11 protein-coding genes are annotated in these 19114 nt (G+C 71.8%); 1 reads left to right on the forward strand and 10 read right to left on the reverse strand.

The features are described from left to right. Positions 1-65: 65 nt before the first annotated feature. The 10 genes from ALMP_RS19820 to bldG form a co-directional block, all read right to left on the reverse strand. Positions 66-1637, reverse strand: coding sequence for an alpha/beta hydrolase (locus ALMP_RS19820; RefSeq protein WP_264930113.1), 1572 nt, complete (start codon positions 1635-1637; stop codon positions 66-68). A gap of 323 nt (positions 1638-1960) precedes the next feature. After that, the gene (locus tag ALMP_RS19825) at positions 1961-3166 is read right to left on the reverse strand and encodes a DNA polymerase III subunit delta' (protein ID WP_264930115.1); all 1206 of its coding nucleotides are present in this window, start codon (positions 3164-3166) and stop codon (positions 1961-1963) included. Positions 3167-3329: 163 nt separating this feature from the next. Then, a complete protein-coding gene (tmk, locus tag ALMP_RS19830) occupies positions 3330-6542 on the reverse strand; it encodes a dTMP kinase (RefSeq protein WP_264930118.1) in 3213 nt (1070 codons plus the stop codon). Positions 6543-6671: 129 nt separating this feature from the next. Beyond that, on the reverse strand, positions 6672-9509 hold the full coding sequence (topA, locus tag ALMP_RS19835) for a type I DNA topoisomerase (RefSeq protein ID WP_264930119.1): 2838 nt from the start codon (positions 9507-9509) through the stop codon (positions 6672-6674). Positions 9510-9799: 290 nt separating this feature from the next. After that, positions 9800-9997: a hypothetical protein gene (locus ALMP_RS19840; protein WP_264930121.1), complete on the reverse strand. Its 198-nt coding sequence runs from the start codon at positions 9995-9997 to the stop codon at positions 9800-9802. 518 nt (positions 9998-10515) lie between these two features. After that, positions 10516-12033 (reverse strand): class I SAM-dependent methyltransferase, encoded by a 1518-nt coding sequence (locus ALMP_RS19845; protein WP_264930124.1) that lies wholly within the window; start codon positions 12031-12033, stop codon positions 10516-10518. 35 nt (positions 12034-12068) lie between these two features. Next, positions 12069-12668, reverse strand: a complete 600-nt coding sequence (locus ALMP_RS19850) for a small secreted protein (RefSeq protein ID WP_264930126.1) — start codon at positions 12666-12668, stop codon at positions 12069-12071. 194 nt (positions 12669-12862) lie between these two features. Continuing rightward, positions 12863-15268, reverse strand: coding sequence for a sodium-translocating pyrophosphatase (locus tag ALMP_RS19855; protein WP_264930128.1), 2406 nt, complete (start codon positions 15266-15268; stop codon positions 12863-12865). A 317-nt stretch (positions 15269-15585) separates the two neighbouring features. Next, positions 15586-16020 carry an ATP-binding protein gene (locus tag ALMP_RS19860; protein WP_264930131.1) on the reverse strand — a complete coding sequence of 145 codons (435 nt, stop codon included), beginning with the start codon at positions 16018-16020 and terminating at the stop codon, positions 15586-15588. A 141-nt stretch (positions 16021-16161) separates the two neighbouring features. Next, positions 16162-16503, reverse strand: coding sequence for an anti-sigma factor antagonist BldG (gene bldG, locus ALMP_RS19865; protein ID WP_009189842.1), 342 nt, complete (start codon positions 16501-16503; stop codon positions 16162-16164). Between the two features lie 81 nt (positions 16504-16584). On the opposite strand from bldG, the gene ALMP_RS19870 reads away from it, so the two are divergent. After that, positions 16585-19041, forward strand: coding sequence for a DEAD/DEAH box helicase (locus ALMP_RS19870; RefSeq protein WP_264930147.1), 2457 nt, complete (start codon positions 16585-16587; stop codon positions 19039-19041). The last annotated feature ends 73 nt before the right edge of the window (positions 19042-19114 follow it).

Genomic DNA, 19114 nt, shown 5'->3' on the forward strand with positions numbered 1-19114 from the left:
ACACAGTTTCCTGGGGTGCTCCGCACCACCCCCGGAGGCGGTGGCTCCGGGGGTGGTGCGGAGCACTAGGTGCAGCGTTTTCCGGACGCCGGGGGCTTTCCGTGGAGGAGGTAGGTGTTGATCGTCGAGTCGACGCAGGCGCTGCCGCGGCCGTAGGCGGTGTGGCCGTCGCCGTCGTAGGTGAGGAGGCGGGCGGAGGAGAGCTGGCGGGAGAGGGCCCGGGCCCACCGGTAGGGGGTGGCCGGGTCGCGGGTGGTGCCGACCACGACGATCGGGGCCGCGCCCTTCGCCTCGATGCGGTGCGGCTCGCCGGTGGGCGCGACCGGCCAGTACGTGCAGTTCAGGGCGGCCCAGGCGAGGCCCTCACCGAAGACCGGGGACGCCTTGCGGAAGGCGGGCAGGGCCTTGCGCACGGCGTCGGGGCCGTCGAAGGCCGACGGCAGGTCCAGGCAGTTCACGGCCGCGTTGGCGAACATCAGGTTGGAGTAGCCGCCCTCGGCGTCCCGCTCGTAGTAGCTGTCGGAGAGGACGAGCAGTCCGGCTCCGTCCTTGTCCCGGAGCGCCGCGGTGAGCGCCTCGCGCAGCTGCTCCCAGGTGCTCTCGTCGTACATCGCGGCGATGACGCCGGTGGTGGCGAGGGACTCGGTGAGCCGGCGGCCGGCCGGGTCGCCCGTGGGCAGGGGCCGTGCGTCGAGCCTGCTGAAGAAGGCCTTGAGGTTCCCGCCGACGTCGCCCGGCCTGGTGCCGAGCGGGCAGTCCGACCGGCGCGCGCAGTCCTTGGCGAACGACCGGAACGCCGCCTCGAATCCCGCCGTCTGGTCCAGGTTCAGCTGCCGCGCGGGCAGCGACGGGTCCATCGCCCCGTCCAGGACGAGCCGCCCCACCCGCTCCGGGAACAGCCCGGCGTACGTCGCCCCGAGGAACGTCCCGTACGACGCCCCCACGTACGTCAGTCTCCGGTCCCCGAGGACCGCGCGCAGGATGTCCATGTCGCGGGCCGTCTCGATGGTGGAGACATGCCGCAGCAGCCGGGCCGAGTGGGCGCCGCATCCCTCCGCGAACTTCTTGTACGCCCCGACGAGCCCGTCGGTCTCCCGCTGGTCGTCGGGCGTGCCGTCGATCTGCGTGTACGCGTCCATCTCGCGCCCGTCGAGGCACTCCACGGGCTCACTGCGGGCCACGCCCCGCGGGTCGACGGCGACCATGTCGTAGCGGGCGCGGACCTCGGCCGGGTAGCCGATGCCCGCGTACTGCTGGAGGTAGCCGGCCGCGGAACCGCCCGGTCCGCCGGGGTTCACCAGCAGCGAGCCGAGCCGCTCACCCGGCCCGGTCGCCTTCTTGCGGGTGACGGCGAGCCGTACGTCACCGGCGTCCGGGTGCGCGTAGTCGAGCGGCGCCTTCATCGTGGCGCACTCGAAACCGGGCGCACCGCAGCCGCGCCAGCGCAGTTTCTGCCCGTAGTACGACGCGAGCGCGGGCGGTGTGGCCGACGGCAGCGCGGCCAACGCCGCCTGCGCCGCCGCGGGGCTTGCGGAACTGGTCGAGCCCCCGGAGGAGCAGGCCGGCACGAGCAGGGCGGCGAGCGAGAGAAGGGTGACGCCGGTCCGGGATCTGCGGGAGGTGCGCCTGATGTACATCCCGCGAGCGTAACGCTGAGCGATCATCCGAACGCGTCGTGTACACGGGTTGCCACGGACGAGTTAACCCCGGTCGATGGGGCGCGCCCTGGCCGGGCAGTCCATGACGCGTCGATCCGAGGCGCCTCGGCGTCGGCTCGGTGTCCCCGGCCCGAGCGGTCCGTGGCGCCTTGATCCGGCGCGCCCCAGTCGACCCCGTGTCCCCCGCTGAGCGGATCCATGACGCCGCGATCCGACGCGCCCCAGCGTCGACCCTCGCGCCCAGCCCGAGCGGTCCGGCGCGTCCCTGGTCCGGGGCGCCCCGCCCGAGCCGCCCCGGCCGCTCAGCCCGTTCTCAGCGCCATCGTCATCGCCTCGACCGCGAGCAGTGGAGCCACATTGCGGTCCAGGGCCTCCCTGCACGCGGCGATGGCCTCGATCCGGCGGAGCGTGGACTCGGGGGTGCTGCCGCGCGCGAGCCGCTCCAGGGTGTCCTCGGCGTCCGCGTTGGAGAGGGCGACGCGGGAGCCGAGCTGGAGGGCGAGGACATCGCGGTAGAAGGCGGTGAGATCGGTGAGCGCGAGGTCGAGGCTGTCGCGCTGGGTGCGGGTCCTGCGGCGCTTCTGCTTGTCCTCCAGGTCCTTCATCACGCCCGCCGTGCCGCGCGGCATCCGGCCTCCCTGGGCCGCGCCCAGCGCCGCCTTCAGCTCCTCGGTCTCCTTGGCGTCCTTCTCCTCGGCGAGCTGCTTGGCGTCCTCGGCGGCGGCGTCGACGAGTTCCTGTGCGGCCTTGAGGCACCCGCCGATGTCCTCGACGCGCAGCGGCAGCTTCAGCACGGCGGCCCGGCGCTCCCGCGCGGCGGGGTCGGTGGCCAGACGCCGGGCGCGGTCGACATGCCCCTGTGTGGCGCGGGCGGCGGCCGCGGCCACGTCGGGTTCGATGCCCTCGCGCCGTACCAGCATGTCGGCGACCGCCTCGACGGAGGGGGTGCGCAGGTTCAGGTGGCGGCAGCGGGAGCGGATGGTGGGCAGGACGTCCTCGAGGGAGGGGGCGCACAGCAGCCAGACCGTCCGCGGGGCCGGCTCCTCCACCGCCTTGAGGACGGCGTTGGCGGACTTCTCGTTCAGCCGCTCGGCGTCCTCGACGAGGATCACCTGCCAGCGGCCGGTGGCGGGCGAGGTGTAGGACTTGCGCACCGTGTCGCGCATGTCCTCCGCGAGGATCTGCGTGCCGACCGCGGCGACAGTGGTGACGTCGGCGTGTGTGCCGATGAGCGCCGTGTGGCAGCCGTCGCAGAAGCCGCAGCCGGGGGTGCCGCCGAGCGCCCGGTCCGGACTCACGCACTGGAGCGCGGCGGCGAAGGCGCGCGCCACCTGTGTGCGGCCGGCGCCGGGCGGGCCGGTGAACAGCCAGGCGTGCGTCATCTTCGACGCCTCGGGCGGCGGCGCGTCGGAGGCGGCCGCGGTGACGAGCGCGTCGGCGTCCCGGGCGGCGGCGGTGAGCTGCTCGCTCACCTTCTCCTGCCCGACGAGGTCGTCCCACACGGTCATGGGTCACGCCGCCCTTTCCCACGGGTGATCACGGTCGATCACCGTCCACACGGTTCCACACGGTCGCGCAGGGTTCGCCGCGGTCCGTCGCGATGCGCCGGCCGGTTTCCTTCGCGGGTTCCATTGTGGAGGCAGCCACTGACAACGCCCGGGGGCCGGGCCTTCAGCGCCGCCGGCCCCGCCCTCGGCCGCCGCCCTGACCGTCGTCGAAGCCGTCGTCGTCCCGGTGCGGGCCGAGCAGCTCGTCGGCGAGCGACGGGAGGTCGTCCAGGGGTGTCTCCTCGGCCCAGTCCGGCCGGGGGCGCCTGGGCGCGCCGTCCTCGTCGACCTGCGGCAGCTCACGGGTGCGGCCCTCGGAGCCGTCCGGCCCGGACCCCGGCCGCTCGTCACGGAAGTACCCCGGCGGCACCCGGTCGACCGGACGCTCCCCGGGCACGGGCGGCAGCACGGCCGTCTCGTCGGCGGGCCCCGCGTCCCGCACCGGCGGCAGCACGGCGGTCTCGTCGGCGGCGGTCGGCGTCGGTGGCTGCGGCAGCTCGGTCGTCACCTCGGCGTCGGGCCCTTCGGACGCCCCAGTGGTCGTCCCCGCGCCCGCTCCGGGCTCCTCCAGCGGCTCCTTGTCCATCCGCACGCGCGGCAGCACCGCGGTCTCCTCCACCGGGCCGCCCGACGCGTTGGTCGGCGTCACCACCGGCGTCGGCACGGTCGCCGCGTCCGGCCCGATGCCCGAGGCGGGGGCGGGCGGTGTCCGCCTCGGCCCCGCCTGGGCCGCCGCGGCGGCCTGTTCCGCCGCACGCCGGGCCTCCTCGGCCCGCAGCAGCGCCTCCTCGGCCTTCCGCTGCTTCTCCAGGCGCAGCGCCTCGGCCTCGGCACGCAACCGGGCCTCCTCCTCGGCCTGCTTGCGGCGCCGCTCCTCCTCCGCCCTGCGACGGGCCTCCTCCTCGGCGCGGGCCTTCTCCTCGGCGAGCAGCCGCTGGCGCTCCTCCTCCGCGCGCCGGCGTGCCTCCTCGGCCCGCAGCCGGGCCTCCTCGGCCTGCCGCTCGGCCTCACGGCGCTGCGCCTCCTCCAGCTCGCGCCGCTTGCGCTCCTCCTCCTCGGCGCGCAGCCGGGCGAGCTGCTCCTGGCGCTCACGCTCCAGGCGCTCCTCCTCGGCCTTGCGCCGGGCCTCCTCCTCGGCCTTCTTGCGGGCCTCTTCCTCGGCCTTCTTCCGCGCCTCCTCCTGGGCCTTGATCTCGGCCTCGGACAGCGGCAGCAGCTGGTCGAGCCGGTGACGGACGACCGCCGTCACGGCCTCCGGCTCCTGGCCCGCGTCGACGACCAGGTAACGGCCGGGGTCGGCGGCGGCCAGGGTGAGGAAGCCGGAGCGCACGCGCGCGTGGAACTCCGCCGGCTCCGACTCCAGCCGGTCCGGTGCCTCCGTGAACCGCTCGCGGGCGGTCTCCGGGGAGACGTCCAGCAGCACCGTCAGATGCGGCACCAGGCCGTTCGTCGCCCACCGCGAGATCCGGGCGATCTCGGTCGGGGACAGGTCACGGCCCGCGCCCTGGTAGGCCACGGACGAGTCGATGTACCGGTCGGTGATCACCACGGCGCCGCGCTCCAGGGCGGGCCGCACCACCGTGTCGACGTGCTCCGCGCGGTCCGCCGCGTACAGCAGCGCCTCCGCACGGTGCGAGAGTCCGGCGCTGGAGACGTCCAGCAGGATCGACCGCAGCCGCTTGCCGACGGGCGTGGCTCCCGGCTCACGGGTGAGGACGACCTCGTGGCCCTTGCCCCTGATCCACTCGGCGAGCGCCTCTGCCTGGGTGGACTTGCCGGCGCCGTCGCCGCCCTCCAGGGCGATGAAGAAGCCGTTCGCCGCCGGGGCCTGCGCCGGGTCGTCCCCGCCGAGGAGCGCGTCCCGCAGGTCCTGCCGCAGCGGAACACCGGACCGGTCGTCGACCTTGGCCAGCACCAGCGCGGCCACGGGCAGCAGCAGCGCGCCCACCAGCATCAGCGTGAACGCGGCGCCGCCGTGCGCGAAGACGAACTTGCCGCTCTCCATCCGGTGCGGCCCGATGAGCGCGGCGACCAGCGGGGCGATCAGCGCGCCCAGCGCGACGAGGACCCGCACGATCGCGTGCAGGTGCCCGGTCACGCGTGTGCGGCGGTGGTCCTCGGTCTCCTGGTCCAGCAGCGCGTGCCCGGTGTTGGCGGCCACGCCCGCGCCGACACCGGCCAGTGCCAGGATCAGCAGCACCGAGGTGACGTCCGGGACCAGCCCGGCAGCGAGGAGCGCCACACCGGTGAAGGCGATCGCCAGCGCCAGCAGCCGGCGCCGCGACAGCGACACCAGCGCCTTCGGCGCCGTACGGACACCGATGACGACTCCGCCGGTCAGCGCGAGCACGAACAGGCCGTACAGCACCGGACCGCCGCCCAGGTCCTTGGCGTGCAGCACCGCCACGGCGACGGCGGCCGCGATCGCGCCGGCGACGGCCGCGCAGGCGAGGACCAGCAGCGGGATCGCGCCCGTGCGACCGGTGTCGACACCGCCGGCCGTGCGGGGCCGGCGCAGGCCCTCGAGCGGGGACCGCGCGCGCGGGGTGCGCGTGGCGGGCAGCTCCAGGAACACGACGACGGAGAGGGATCCGGCGAACAGGCCCGCCGCGACGTACGAGGCGAGGGCCGCCTGGTGCTGGGCGAACCAGGAGATCCCGGCGCCCAGCAGATTGTTGAACAATGCCGCCAGGAGCAGTGTGGCCGCGCCCAGCGGGATCGCCAGGAACCCGGTGCGCAGCGACAGGCGGCGCAGCGCGTCGAGGTGGTCCGGCAGCGGCCGTACCGTCGCGCCCTCCAGGGGCGGGGCGGGCAGCAGCGCGGGGGCGGCGCTCTCCCGGGCGACCGTCCAGAACCGCTCGGCGACACCGGTCACGAACACGGTGACCAGCAGCAGCGCCAGGGCGTCGTCCGGAGTCCAGTCGATCCACAGGGGCGCCACGAGCAGCAGGGCGGCGCGCAGGCCGTCCGCGCCGACCATGGTCCAGCGGCGGTCGAGCGGGCCCTCCGGCGAGGTGAGCGAGGTGAGGGGTCCGAGGAGGACGGCGCCGAAGAGCAGGGTGGCGAGAATCCGCACCCCGAAGACGGTCGCCACCGCGAACGCCACGCCCCGGTAGCCGCCTCCGAAGGAGCCCTCGGCGATGGCGGCCTGGAGGGCGAGGAGGACGAGCACCAGGAGGGCGAGGGCGTCCCCGACGCCGCTCACCAGTTGCGCGCTCCACAACCGCTTGAGCTGCGGCTGGCGCAGCAGGGAGCGGACGGCGCGCTCGCGGGAGTCCGCCACCAGGGCGTCGTCCGGTGCCGGGTGGTGGCCCGTTGGCTGCTCGGCTCGCGTCATGCTTTCAGCCTATCGGCAGCGACTGACAGCCCGAGGCGCCCGTCCGCGGGTGCGCACGCCCCGACACCAAAGTGATGACGGGGCGTGCGTCGCGCGAAGCAGGCGTGAAGAAAGCCGTGAGACACGCGCTCAGTCCTCGGAGGCCGACCTCGAAGCCGTCGTCCTCTTCGCCGTCGTCTTCTTCGCGGCCGTCGTGCTCTTGGCGGTCGTCGTCGTCTTCGCCGCGGTCTTCTTGGCGGCCGTCTTCTTCGCCGGCGCGGCCTTCTTCGCCGCCGTCTTCTTCGCGGGCGCCTTCTTCGCCGTCTTCTTGGCGGGGCCCTTGGCCCGCTTCTCGGCGAGCAGCTCGAAACCACGCTCAGGAGTGATCGTCTCGACGCTGTCGCCGGAGCGCAGGGTCGCGTTGGTCTCCCCGTCGGTGACGTACGGCCCGAAACGGCCGTCCTTGACGACGACCGGCTTGCCGCTGACCGGGTCCGCGCCCAGCTCCTTCAGCGGCGGCTTGGCCGCGGCCCGGCCGCGCTGCTTGGGCTGGGAGTAGATCTCCAGCGCCTCTTCGAGGGTGATCGTGAAGAGCTGGTCCTCGGACTGGAGCGACCGCGAGTCCGTGCCCTTCTTCAGGTACGGGCCGTAGCGGCCGTTCTGCGCGGTGATCTCCACGCCTTCCGCGTCGGTGCCGACGACACGCGGCAGCGACATCAGCCGGAGGGCGTCCTCCAGCGTGACCGTGTCCAGCGACATCGACTTGAACAGCGAGGCCGTCCGCGGCTTGACAGCGTTCTTGCCGGTCTTCGGGGTGCCCTCGGGGAGCACCTCGGTGACGTACGGGCCGTAGCGGCCGTCCTTGGCGATGATCTGGTGGCCGGTGGCCGGGTCGGTGCCCAGCTCGAAGTCGCCGCTCGGCTTGGCGAGCAGCTCCTCCGCCAGCTCGACGGACAGCTCGTCCGGCGCGAGGTCCTCGGGGATGTCGGCGCGCTGGTGGCCCTCCCCGTCCTTCTCGCCGCGCTCGATGTACGGGCCGTAGCGGCCGACCCGCAGCACGATGTCGTTGCCGACCGGGAACGACGACACCTCGCGGGCGTCGATCGCGCCCAGGTCGGTCACCAGCTCCTTGAGGCCGCCGAGGTGGTCCCCGTCGCCGTTGCCGGCGTCGGCCGCGCCGCCCTCGCCCGTGCCCTCACCGAAGTAGAAGCGCTTCAGCCACGGCACGGCCTGCGCCTCACCGCGTGCGATGCGGTCGAGGTCGTCCTCCATCTTGGCGGTGAAGTCGTAGTCGACGAGCCGCCCGAAGTGCTTCTCCAGGAGGTTGACCACGGCGAAGGAGAGGAAGGACGGCACGAGGGCCGTGCCCTTCTTGAAGACGTATCCGCGGTCGAGGATGGTGCCGATGATCGACGCGTACGTCGACGGGCGGCCGATCTCCCGCTCTTCCAGCTCCTTGACCAGCGAGGCCTCGGTGTAGCGGGCCGGGGGCTTGGTGGCGTGCCCGTCGACCGTGATCTCCTCGGCGCTGAGGGCGTCGCCCTCGTCGACCTGCGGCAGGCGGCGCTCGCGGTCGTCGAGCTCGGCGTTCGGGTCGTCGGCGCCTTCGACGTACGCCTTCAGGAAGCCGTGGAAGGTGATCGTCTTGCCGGAGGCGCTGAACTCGACGTCCCGGCCGTCGGCCGCCGTGCCGCCGATCTTCACGGTGACCGAGTTGCCCGTCGCGTCCTTCATCTGGGAGGCGACCGTCCGCTTCCAGATCAGCTCGTAGAGCCTGAACTGGTCGCCGGTCAGACCCGTCTCGGCCGGCGTGCGGAAACGATCACCCGAAGGGCGAATCGCCTCGTGCGCCTCCTGCGCGTTCTTGACCTTGCCGGCGTACGTGCGCGGCTGGGCCGGCAGGTAGTCGGCGCCGTACAGCTGCGTGACCTGGGCACGGGCGGCGGCGACGGCGGTGTCGCTCAGCGTCGTGGAGTCGGTACGCATGTACGTGATGAAGCCGTTCTCGTACAGCTTCTGCGCGATCTGCATGGTGGCCTTCGCGCCGAAGCCGAGCTTGCGGCTGGCCTCCTGCTGCAGCGTCGTCGTACGGAACGGGGCGTACGGAGAGCGGCGGTACGGCTTGGACTCGACGGACCGCACGGAGAAGCGGGTGTTCTCCAGGGCGGCGGCCAGGGCGCGGGCGTTCGCCTCGTCGAGGTGGAGGGTGTTCGCGCTCTTGAGTTGTCCCAGGGAGTCGAAGTCGCGGCCCTGCGCGACCCGCCTGCCGTCGACGGTCTGGAGGCGGGCGACCAGCGACGACGGGTCCGACGAATCCCCGGCGCGGCCGGTCGCGAAGGTGCCCGTCAGGTCCCAGTACTCAGCGGAACGAAACGCGATGCGCTCGCGTTCCCGCTCGACGACGAGTCGGGTGGCGACGGACTGGACACGGCCGGCCGACAGGCGCGGCATGACCTTCTTCCACAGGACCGGCGAGACCTCGTAGCCGTAGAGGCGGTCGAGGATGCGGCGGGTCTCCTGGGCGTCGACCAGCTTCTGGTTGAGCTGGCGCGGGTTGGCGACGGCCGCCCGGATCGCGTCCTTGGTGATCTCGTGGAAGACCATCCGCTTGACGGGGATCTTCGGCTTGAGGACCTCCTGGAGATGCCAGGCGATCGCCTCGCCCTCGCGGTCCTCATCGGTGGCGAGGAAGAGCTCGTCGGAGTCCTTCAGCAGGTCCTTGAGCTTCTTGACCTGCGCCTTCTTGTCCGCGTTGATCACATAGATCGGCTGGAAGTCGTGTTCGACGTCCACACCGAGGCGGCGGACCTCGCCGGTGTACTTCTCCGGCACCTCCGCGGCGCCGTTGGGGAGGTCGCGGATGTGCCCGACGCTCGCCTCGACAACGTATCCGGGGCCGAGATAGCCCTTGATCGTCTTCGCCTTGGCAGGCGACTCGACGATGACGAGTCGGCGGCCGCCCTTCGCGGTCTCGCTGGTCGGGGACAACTTCGCTCTTCTCTCCGGTCGACGCTGGGGCCTCCCCAGGCCTTGCTCCCGGGGTCGGGTCATGGTGACGCTGCGGAGTGTGACGGTACATCCCGCCCCCGTGTCAAACGGGAAAAGCCCGCAACGGCCACTCGAACGGTAACCCGACTTCCGCCATTCCTGCCGCCCGGAGTGTCGACCGACTCTTTTCCGCCGGTCCGGAGCCCAGCTTCTCAATTATCCGCCCGAGCGGCCTTACGCGGTTCTCACGCAGCTCTCCGCAAGATCTTCCGTGGCTCTTGGGCGGCTCTTCACAGGCGGGTGAGACACCACGCTCCGAGGCTCAGCGCGACGACCGCGGCCAGCGTCGCGAGGGTCGCCGATGCGACGGGGTTCACACCCTGGGCGACGGGCTGCCCCTGCCGCACGCGGACCGCCGTCCATGTCAGCAGACCACCCCCGAACAGCGCGAACACCGCTCCGGCGAAGATCGCCGCTTCACTCTCCATGATCGTCCGCGCCCCTTGTCTCCCACCCGCGCGTGTCCCGGCCCGGCGAGGCTGACACGCGCGGACGGCGCCCGGGCGAACCCTGGGTGAACGGCTGGTCGCTGGACGGGGGCGACGGGCCGGACGGGCGGGCGCGGCCGACGGGAGGGCCGGCGGGGGCGCCTCACTCACGCCCTGCCGGGCGTGGGTGCCTTTCTCGCCGTCTTTCCGTCCTCAGCCTCCCGGACCGCACACATGATCTTGGTGAGACACCCATGAGCGGGTGTACAGAGCGACTCGAATTTGTCGCCGCACAGCTTGATCGCGTTGTCTCTGCCGTTCTCGAAGCTCATTTCGACGGGCCCATGAACGGTTCCGATCACCTGATCCGTGCGCGGATCGGGACCATCCGCGAGGCGGAGGCGCAGCCGGCGGGAAGGGATGCGGATGCGGATGCGGCGCGAGCCCGAGCTGCCACGCAAGGCCGGGGCACCACGGCGAGGCCAGGCCACCACGCGAGGCCGGGGCGCCGGTGTTTCTCAGGCCGGCTCCAGGAAGCCCTGCTGCACCAGCGTCCGGATCTGGGCCGGTGTGCGGTCGCGCAGCAGCACGGGGTCCTCGCCGACGAGTTGCGCGATGGCGTCCAGGATGCGGCCGGCGCTCAGCGAGCCGTCGCACACGCCCGCGAAGCCCGCGCCGACGGTGTCGACCTTGGTGGCCCGGCGCATGCCGCGGTTCTGACGGAGCACGACGTGCTCCGGGTCCTCGGCGCCGGGCAGGCCGACCTGCTCTTGCACGACCTCCGGCGCGAGCCTGAAGTGCCCGGCGAGCAGCGCCGCGTCGTCGTGCGCCCGCAGGTAGTCCAGACGCTCGAAGTGCGCCCGGACCGTGTCGCCGAGCGGCTGCTCGACCGGGTGCGGCCACTCCTCCACGGTGATGACGGGCTCGGCGGAGTCCGTCCTGCGGAGTGTGATCCAGCCGAAGCCGACGGCCTTCACCTTGCGCGCCTCGAACTCGTCCAGCCACGCGTCGTAGAGCGCGCGGTACGCGTCCGGGTCGCCGCGGTGGTCACCGGCGTCCCTGAGCCACAGCTCGGCGTACTGTGTGATGTCCTGCGTCTCGCGCTGCACGATCCACGCGTCGCAGCCGCGCGGCACCCATGACCTGAGCCTGTCCTGCCAGTCCTCCCCTTCGACGTGCTGCCAGTTGGCGAGGAACTGCGCGAACCCGCCCACGTTCAGCCGTTCCCCCGCCTGCTGAACGAGCGAGCGGCACAGATCGTCCCCGCCCATCCCGCCGTCCCGGTACGTCAGCCGGGCACCGGGCGAGATGACGAACGGCGGGTTGGAGACGATCAGGTCGAACGTCTCGTCGTCGCGGACCGGCGCGAACAGCGAGCCCTCGCGCAGATCGGCGGCCGGCACGCCGGACAGGGCGAGCGTGAGCGCGGTGATGTGCAGCGCGCGCGGGTTGAGGTCGGTCGCCGTCACGCGCGTGGCGTGCCGCGTGGCGTGCAGCGCCTGGATCCCGGACCCGGTGCCGAGGTCGAGCGCGGCGGCGACGGGAGCGCGGACGGTGATGCCGGCGAGCGTCATGGACGCGCCTCCGACGCCGAGGACGACTCCCTCGTCCCGGCTGCCGATGCCGCCGGCGCCGCCGACCGCGCAGCCCAGGTCGGACACGATGAACCAGTCCTCGCCGGCCGGCCCGCCGTACGGCCGTACGTCGACGGTCGCGGTGATGTCGTCCTCACCCCCGCGCCTCAGCCAGCCGCTCTCCACGCACGCGTGCACGGGCAGGACGTCCTCCACGCGCGCGTACGGCACCGGCTGCTGGAGCAGGAACAGCCGTACGAGCGTCTCGAGCGGTGTGTCGCCCCGGGTGGCCCGCAGGGCGGGCACGGTCTCGCTGCGGGCGAGGGCCGCGTACGCGGGGGCTCCGAGCAGGTCGAGGAGGCCGTCGGCGGTGAAGGAGGCGGCGAGCAGGGCCGCACGGAGCCGGTCGGCGACGTCGGGGCGGTCGGCGGAGGGCAGGGGGGACAAGGTGGCGTCACTCACGCCCCCATTGTGTCCCGCCCGCCGCCCGCGCGCCGTCAGCTGGTCGTGGCCCGGGCGGACGCCGACGCCGCGACCTTCTTGCAACTGTCCTGCTTGGCCATGGCGTTCTTGACGTCACCCTGCTCCAGGTTCTTCAGCGCGGCGTTGCCGCTCTTGCTGAGCTTGCCCAGTTCGGTGGCGATGCCCTGGAGGCCGTCGGCGAACTTCGCCTGGTCCTTGGTGTCGAGCGCGTCGACCTTCTTCTTCAGATCGGCGTAGGAGGCGGAGAGGCCGTTGAGGGCGGTGACGGCGTCCTGCTGCTTCTTCTCACCGTCCTCGACGCCGGGCGGCGTGCCGGCCTTCTGCACGGCCTGCGCGAGTGCCTTGTAGGCGTCGGACATGTCCTGGAAGGCCTGCGAGTCGGTCTTCTGGACGTTCGCGGGGGCGTTGTTGTCCGTGGCGGCCTTCTTGATCGCGTCGTTGGCCGCGTCGACCTTCGCGTCCTGGGCGGGCAGCGCGTCACAGACCTGCTTGGCCCAGGCGTCGAGCTCCTTGTTGCCGTCGTCGCTGCTGCATCCCGACAGCGCCAGTACCAGTACCGCACCGCCGGACAGTGCGGCCGCGAGCTTCTTGTTCACCGGATTGGTCCCTTCCATGGCTCTCGGCCCCGGAACATACACGCCGAGCGGGCGACAACCCCAGGATGAATGTCCGCAATATGCGCTCATACATCCATTTACACCAGGAGAGAGAAGGCTCACGGGTTCGGCCGCGGGGGCAGCGGAACGGGCGGGCGACGCGTCAACACGCGCCGTCCGCCCGCCCTTTGAGCTGGGAACCGCCGCGGATCCTAGGAAACCACCGCCGGATCACCCGACTTGGCCGAAGTCGCGGCGTTGTCTTCGTCACCCACGGCGATGCCACGCCGCTTGGAGACGTACACCGCGCCGACGATCACCAGGAGCGCGAGGACCGCGATCAGGACCCGTACGCCGACGTTCTTGTCGTCGCCGTAGCTGAACTTGATCACCGCGGGCGCGATGAGGAGCGCCACCAGGTTCATCACCTTCAGCAGCGGGTTGATCGCGGGGCCGGCGGTGTCCTTGAAGGGGTCGCCGACCGTGTCGCCGATCACCGTGGCCGCGTGGGCCTCACTGCCCTTGCCGCCGTGATGGCCGTCCTCGACGAGTTTCTTGGCGTTGTCCCAGGCGCCGCCGGAGTTGGCGAGGAACACCGCCATCAGCGTGCCCGCGCCGATCGCGCCCGCCAGGTACGCCCCGAGCGCGCCGACACCGAGCGTGAACCCGACGAAGATCGGAGCCATGACGGCGAGCAGACCGGGCGTGGCGAGTTCCCGCAGGGCGTCCTTGGTGCAGATGTCGACGACCTTGCCGTACTCCGGTTTCTCGCTGTAGTCCATGATCCCGGGCCTCTCGCGGAACTGCCGCCGCACCTCGAAGACCACCGAGCCCGCCGACCGCGACACCGCGTTGATCGCCAGCCCCGAGAAGAGGAAGACGACCGCCGCGCCCGCGATCAGGCCGACGAGGTTGTTGGGCTGGGAGATGTCCATCATCAGGCTCATCGGAGCCCCGTCCCCGCTCAGGCTCTCGCCCACGTCCCGCGCGCCGGTGGTGATCGCGTCGCGGTACGACCCGAAGAGCGCCGACGCCGCGAGCACGGCGGTGGCGATGGCGATGCCCTTGGTGATGGCCTTGGTGGTGTTGCCGACGGCGTCGAGGTTGGTGAGCACCTGCGCGCCCGCGCCCTGGACGTCGCCGGACATCTCCGCGATGCCCTGCGCGTTGTCGGAGACCGGCCCGAAGGTGTCCATCGCGACGATCACGCCGACCGTGGTGAGCAGGCCGGTGCCGGCCAGGGCCACCGCGAACAGCGCCAGCATGATCGACGTACCGCCGAGCAGGAACGCCCCGTACACGCCGAGACCGATCAACAGGCCGGTGTAGACGGCCGATTCGAGGCCGATGGAGATGCCCGCGAGGACGACCGTGGCCGGTCCGGTCAGCGACGTCTTGCCGATGTCCTTGACCGGGCGCCGGGTGGTCTCCGTGAAGTAGCCGGTGAGCTGCTGGATGACGGCGGCCAGGAGGATGCCGATCGCCACCGCGACGAGGGCGAGAACCCGCGGGTCGCCGCCCTTGCCCTGGATCGCCGCGTCGGTGACGCCGTCGAGGTCCGCGTACGACCCCGGCAGGTAGACGAAGACGGCGACGGCGACCAGCGCGAGCGAGATCACCGCGGAGATGAAGAATCCCCGGTTGATCGCGGACATGCCGCTGCGGTCCGTGCGGCGCGGGGCGACCGCGAAGATGCCGATCATGGCCGTGACCACGCCGATCGCGGGCACGAGCAGCGGGAACGCGAGCCCGGCGTCACCGAAGGCCGCCTTGCCGAGGATCAGCGCGGCTACCAGGGTGACGGCGTAGGACTCGAAGAGGTCGGCGGCCATGCCCGCGCAGTCGCCGACGTTGTCGCCCACGTTGTCGGCGATGGTCGCGGCATTGCGCGGATCGTCCTCCGGAATGCCCTGTTCGACCTTGCCGACCAGGTCGGCGCCGACGTCGGCGGCCTTGGTGAAGATGCCGCCGCCGACCCTCATGAACATCGCGATGAGTGCTGCGCCCAGACCGAAGCCCTCCAAGACCTTCGGCGCGTCGGCCGCGTACACCAGCACCACACAGGAGGCGCCGAGCAGGCCGAGCCCCACCGTGAACATGCCGACGACGCCGCCCGTGCGAAATGCGATCTTCATCGCTTTGTGCGAGACGGTGGTGAGATCCTTTTCCGGTTCACCTGCCGCGGGAGTCGCTTCCCGAGCCGCAGCGGCGACGCGCACATTACTGCGGACGGCGAGCCACATGCCGATATAGCCGGTGGCCGCCGAGAACGCCGCTCCGATCAAGAAGAAGACCGATCGTCCGGCGCGTTGATTCCAGTCGTCCGCAGGCAGCAGCATGAGCAGGAAGAACACGACGACGGCGAATACGCCGAGAGTGCGCAGCTGCCGAGCCAGATAGGCGTTGGCGCCTTCCTGGACGGCCGCCGCGATCTTCTTCATGCTGTCGGTGCCCTCGCCGGCCGCGAGCACCTGGCGCAGAAGCACGCCCGCGACCACGAGCGCCGCCAGTGCGACGACCCCGATGACCACCACGAGGAGGCGGTTTCCGTCGGTCAGCACTGCGGCTGCGAAGGTTGTGGGGTGGTCCAACCGATGAGGGGTAGAAAGCCCCGCCATTCGTCCTCCTTGACGCTTGGGCTGAGCTCAAGATGTGGACGGATTGTAGGTACCGGAACCTGATCAAAACAGTGCGCGGTAAATGGAATTCACCTTCGCAGGCAGGTCGGAAGTAATGCCTTCGAGGCATTCAGTTTCGTGAATTGCTTCACGAATTAAGGACAAGATTCACTTGGCGCTGCCGGCCGCAGCGGGATTTCAAGATTCACTTCCTGGCAACCACTGTAAACGCGGTCTTCGTGGTCCGCACATGACGAAGGGCCCCACGGGTGGGGCCCTTCGGTCATGGGTGACAGCGCCGGGGTGCGGCGCGGTGGTCAGGCCAGGGGCGCGGCCGACAGAGCGGTCGGCCAGGTCATACGGATCAGCCCGCCGTGCTCCCCGGCGGATACCTGGACGTCGTCGACGAGCCCGCTGATGACCGCGAGGCCCATCTCGTCCTCCTCCGCCTCGACGTCGACGTCACCGCCGGAGCCGGACGCCCGGTCGCCGGGCGTCGCATGCCGCGCCTCGTCGCCGACCTCGATGGAGAACTGTTTCTCCTCTTCGATGAGCGCCACCTTCACCGGCGCGCTGATGCCGCCGTTCTGGTGGAGCCCGACGGCGCGGGAGCAGGCCTCACCGACAGCGAGTCTCACCTCGTCGAGGACGGCCTCGTCCACTCCGGCCCTGCGCGCCACCGCTGCCGCCACCAGCCGGGCGGTCCTGACGTGCTCGGGCAGCGCGCTGAAGCGGAGTTCAACGGTGGCCATGCATCCCCCTCCGAACTACGGGCGTGCGGTAGGGGGGCCGGGCCGCCGAAGCCCGGTCCCCCGGTGTTCAACTGTGCTGCCGCCCCGGGCGCGGCTGTTCACGTGCCCGGGAACGGGATCAGTCGTCGGTCGGTCGGGTGATCAGTCGGTGGCCGCCACCGCTTCGTCGACCGAGGTGTGGATCGGGAACACCTTGGTGAGACCGGTGATGCGGAAGATCTTCAGAATGCGCTCCTGGTTGCAGACCAGGCGCAGCGAGCCCTCATGGGCGCGCACGCGCTTCAGGCCGCCGACCAGCACGCCGAGCCCGGTGGAGTCGAGGAAGTCCACGCCCTCCATGTCGACGACGAGGTGGAAATTCCCGTCGTTCACCAGCTCGACCAGCTGCTCGCGCAGCTTGGGCGCGGTATATACGTCGATTTCGCCACCGACCTCGACGACCGTACGATCGCCGACGGTACGGGTCGACAGGGACAGGTCCACGGATCCTCCAGCACCTTGCTATCGAGCGGTCGCCCCTCGGGACACCTCGGCAGGAGCCCCCGGGACGGTTCGCCAGCCGCGATGGCATTCAATCACTTACCGGCAGGCGTGCACGACGCCTTGGCTCCATTGTCCGTCACGCCAGTGACACACTCGGTGCCGATGGCCAAGAATCACCGATCCGATCGACCCCCGGCCGAGGCCGCGCCCCGCCTGTCGCCGGGCGCGGTCCTGGACCGGCTCGCCCCGGGACCGAGCCGGGCCTCGCGCATCACTCATACGGAGCACTTGCCCCCGCGCGCGGGCCGCCATGCCGTCTGGCCTGACCGGATTCGCCCAGAAGTGATCGCGGCCGTGCAGGCCTGTGGAATCGATCATCCCTGGGCCCACCAGGCGCGCGCCGCCGAGCACGCCCTGGACGGCGAGTCGGTGGTCGTCGCGACCGGCACGGCGTCCGGCAAGTCCCTGGCCTACCTCGTCCCCGTCCTCTCCACCCTCCTGGACGGCTCCCAGGCTCCGAACGGGCGCGGCGCCACCGCCCTCTACCTGGCCCCGACCAAGGCGCTCGCGGCGGACCAGTGCCGATCGGTGAAGGAACTTTCACAACCTCTCGGCACCGCCGTACGCTCGGCCGTGTACGACGGCGACACGCCGTTCGAGGAACGCGAGTGGATCCGCCAGTACGCCAACTACGTCCTGACCAACCCCGACATGCTGCACCGCGGCATCCTCCCCTCCCACCCCCGCTGGTCCTCCTTCCTGAAGTCGCTGAAGTTCGTCGTCATCGACGAGTGCCACACCTACCGCGGCGTCTTCGGCTCCCATGTCGCCCAGGTGCTGCGCCGACTGCGCCGCCTGTGCGCCCGCTACGGCTCCTCCCCCGTCTTCCTGCTGGCCTCCGCGACGGCGGCCGAACCCGCGGTGGCCGCCGGCCGGCTCACCGGCCTCCCGGTGGTCGAGGTCGCCGACGACGCCTCCCCGCGCGGTGAACTGGTGTTCGCCCTCTGGGAGCCGCCGCTCACGGAGATGCAGGGCGAGAAGGGCGCCCCCGTCCGCCGGACCGCCACCGCCGAGACCGCCGACCTGCTCACCGACCTCGCCGTCCAGGGCGTGCGCACGGTCGCCTTCGTGCGCTCCCGGCGCGGCGCCGAGCTGATCTCCGTGATCGCCCAGGAGCGCCTCGCCGAGGTCGACCGCTCCCTGGCCCGGCGTGTCGCGGCCTACCGGGGCGGCTATCTGCCCGAGGAACGCCGCGCCCTCGAACAGGCTCTCCACTCCGGTGAACTGCTCGGCCTCGCCGCGACCACCGCACTCGAACTCGGCATCGACGTCTCCGGCCTGGACGCCGTCCTGATCGCCGGCTACCCGGGCACGCGCGCGTCCCTGTGGCAGCAGGCCGGCCGGGCGGGCCGTGCCGGGCAGGGGGCGCTGGCGGTGCTGATCGCCCGGGACGACCCACTGGACACGTTTCTCGTCCACCACCCGGAGGCGTTGTTCGACCGTCCGGTGGAGTCGACGGTCCTCGACCCCGACAATCCCTACGTCCTCGCCCCGCATCTGTGCGCGGCCGCCGCCGAACTTCCGCTCACCGACGACGACTTCGCGCTGTTCGGCCCGGAGACCGAGGGGCTGCTGCCGCAGTTGGAGGCCGCGAAGTTGCTGCGCCGCCGGACCAGGGCCTGGCACTGGACGCGCCGGGAGAGGGCCGCCGACCTCACCGACATCCGCGGCGAGGGCGGCCGGCCGGTGCAGATCGTCGAGGAGGGCACCGGTCGTCTGCTCGGCACGGTCGACGAGGGCGCCGCCCACTCGACCGTCCACGAAGGCGCCGTCCACCTGCACCAGGGCCGTACGTACCTCGTGCGGTCACTGGACCTGGAGGACTCGGTCGCCCTGGTCGAGGAGGCCAGCCCGCCGTATGCGACGGTCGCCCGCGACACGACGTCGATCTCCGTCCTGGAGACGGACGTCGAGATCCCCTGGGGAGACGGCCGCCTGTGCTACGGCTCCGTCGAGGTCACCAACCAAGTGGTCTCCTTCCTGCGTCGACGTGTCATCACCGGTGAAGTGCTGGGCGAGTCGAAGCTCGACCTCCCTCCTCGTACGCTGCGCACGCGTGCCGTGTGGTGGACGGTCACCGAGGACCAACTGGACGCCGCCCGGATCGCCCCGGAGATCCTCGGCGGGGCCCTGCACGCCGCCGAGCACGCTTCCATCGGCATGCTGCCCCTCTTCGCGACCTGCGACCGCTGGGACATCGGCGGCGTCTCCATCCCCCTGCACCCCGACACCCTCCTGCCCACGGTCTTCGTCTATGACGGCCACCCAGGCGGCGCGGGCTTCGCGGAGCGCGCCTTCCACACCGCCCGCGCCTGGCTCACCGCCACCCGCCAGGCCATCGCCTCCTGCGAGTGCGACGTCGGCTGCCCGTCCTGCATCCAGTCCCCCAAGTGCGGCAACGGCAACGACCCGCTGCACAAGAGGGGCGCGGTGCGGCTGCTGACGGAGCTATTGCGGGGGGCGCCGGGGGAGGAGTAGGTACCCGGGGGGTGGGTGCGGCGGCGTTGGGACAGCGCTGCCCGGAGTCAGGGATTCACGGCTCGGGAGGCGG

Origin of the sequence: Streptomyces sp. A012304 (genome assembly GCF_026008495.1) — a bacterium.
Classification (GTDB): domain Bacteria; phylum Actinomycetota; class Actinomycetes; order Streptomycetales; family Streptomycetaceae; genus Streptomyces.

Excerpts from the sequence above, each read along its gene's own strand:
- ALMP_RS19820 (WP_264930113.1), bottom strand. The coding sequence starts at position 1,637 with ATGTACATCAGGCGCACCTCCCGCAGATCCCGGACCGGCGTCACCCTT.
- ALMP_RS19825 (WP_264930115.1), bottom strand. The coding sequence starts at position 3,166 with ATGACCGTGTGGGACGACCTCGTCGGGCAGGAGAAGGTGAGCGAGCAG.
- tmk (WP_264930118.1), bottom strand. The coding sequence starts at position 6,542 with ATGACGCGAGCCGAGCAGCCAACGGGCCACCACCCGGCACCGGACGAC.
- ALMP_RS19840 (WP_264930121.1), bottom strand. The coding sequence starts at position 9,997 with ATGGAGAGTGAAGCGGCGATCTTCGCCGGAGCGGTGTTCGCGCTGTTC.
- ALMP_RS19850 (WP_264930126.1), bottom strand. The coding sequence starts at position 12,668 with ATGGAAGGGACCAATCCGGTGAACAAGAAGCTCGCGGCCGCACTGTCC.
- ALMP_RS19855 (WP_264930128.1), bottom strand. The coding sequence starts at position 15,268 with ATGGCGGGGCTTTCTACCCCTCATCGGTTGGACCACCCCACAACCTTC.
- ALMP_RS19860 (WP_264930131.1), bottom strand. The coding sequence starts at position 16,020 with ATGGCCACCGTTGAACTCCGCTTCAGCGCGCTGCCCGAGCACGTCAGG.
- ALMP_RS19870 (WP_264930147.1), top strand. The coding sequence starts at position 16,585 with ATGGCATTCAATCACTTACCGGCAGGCGTGCACGACGCCTTGGCTCCA.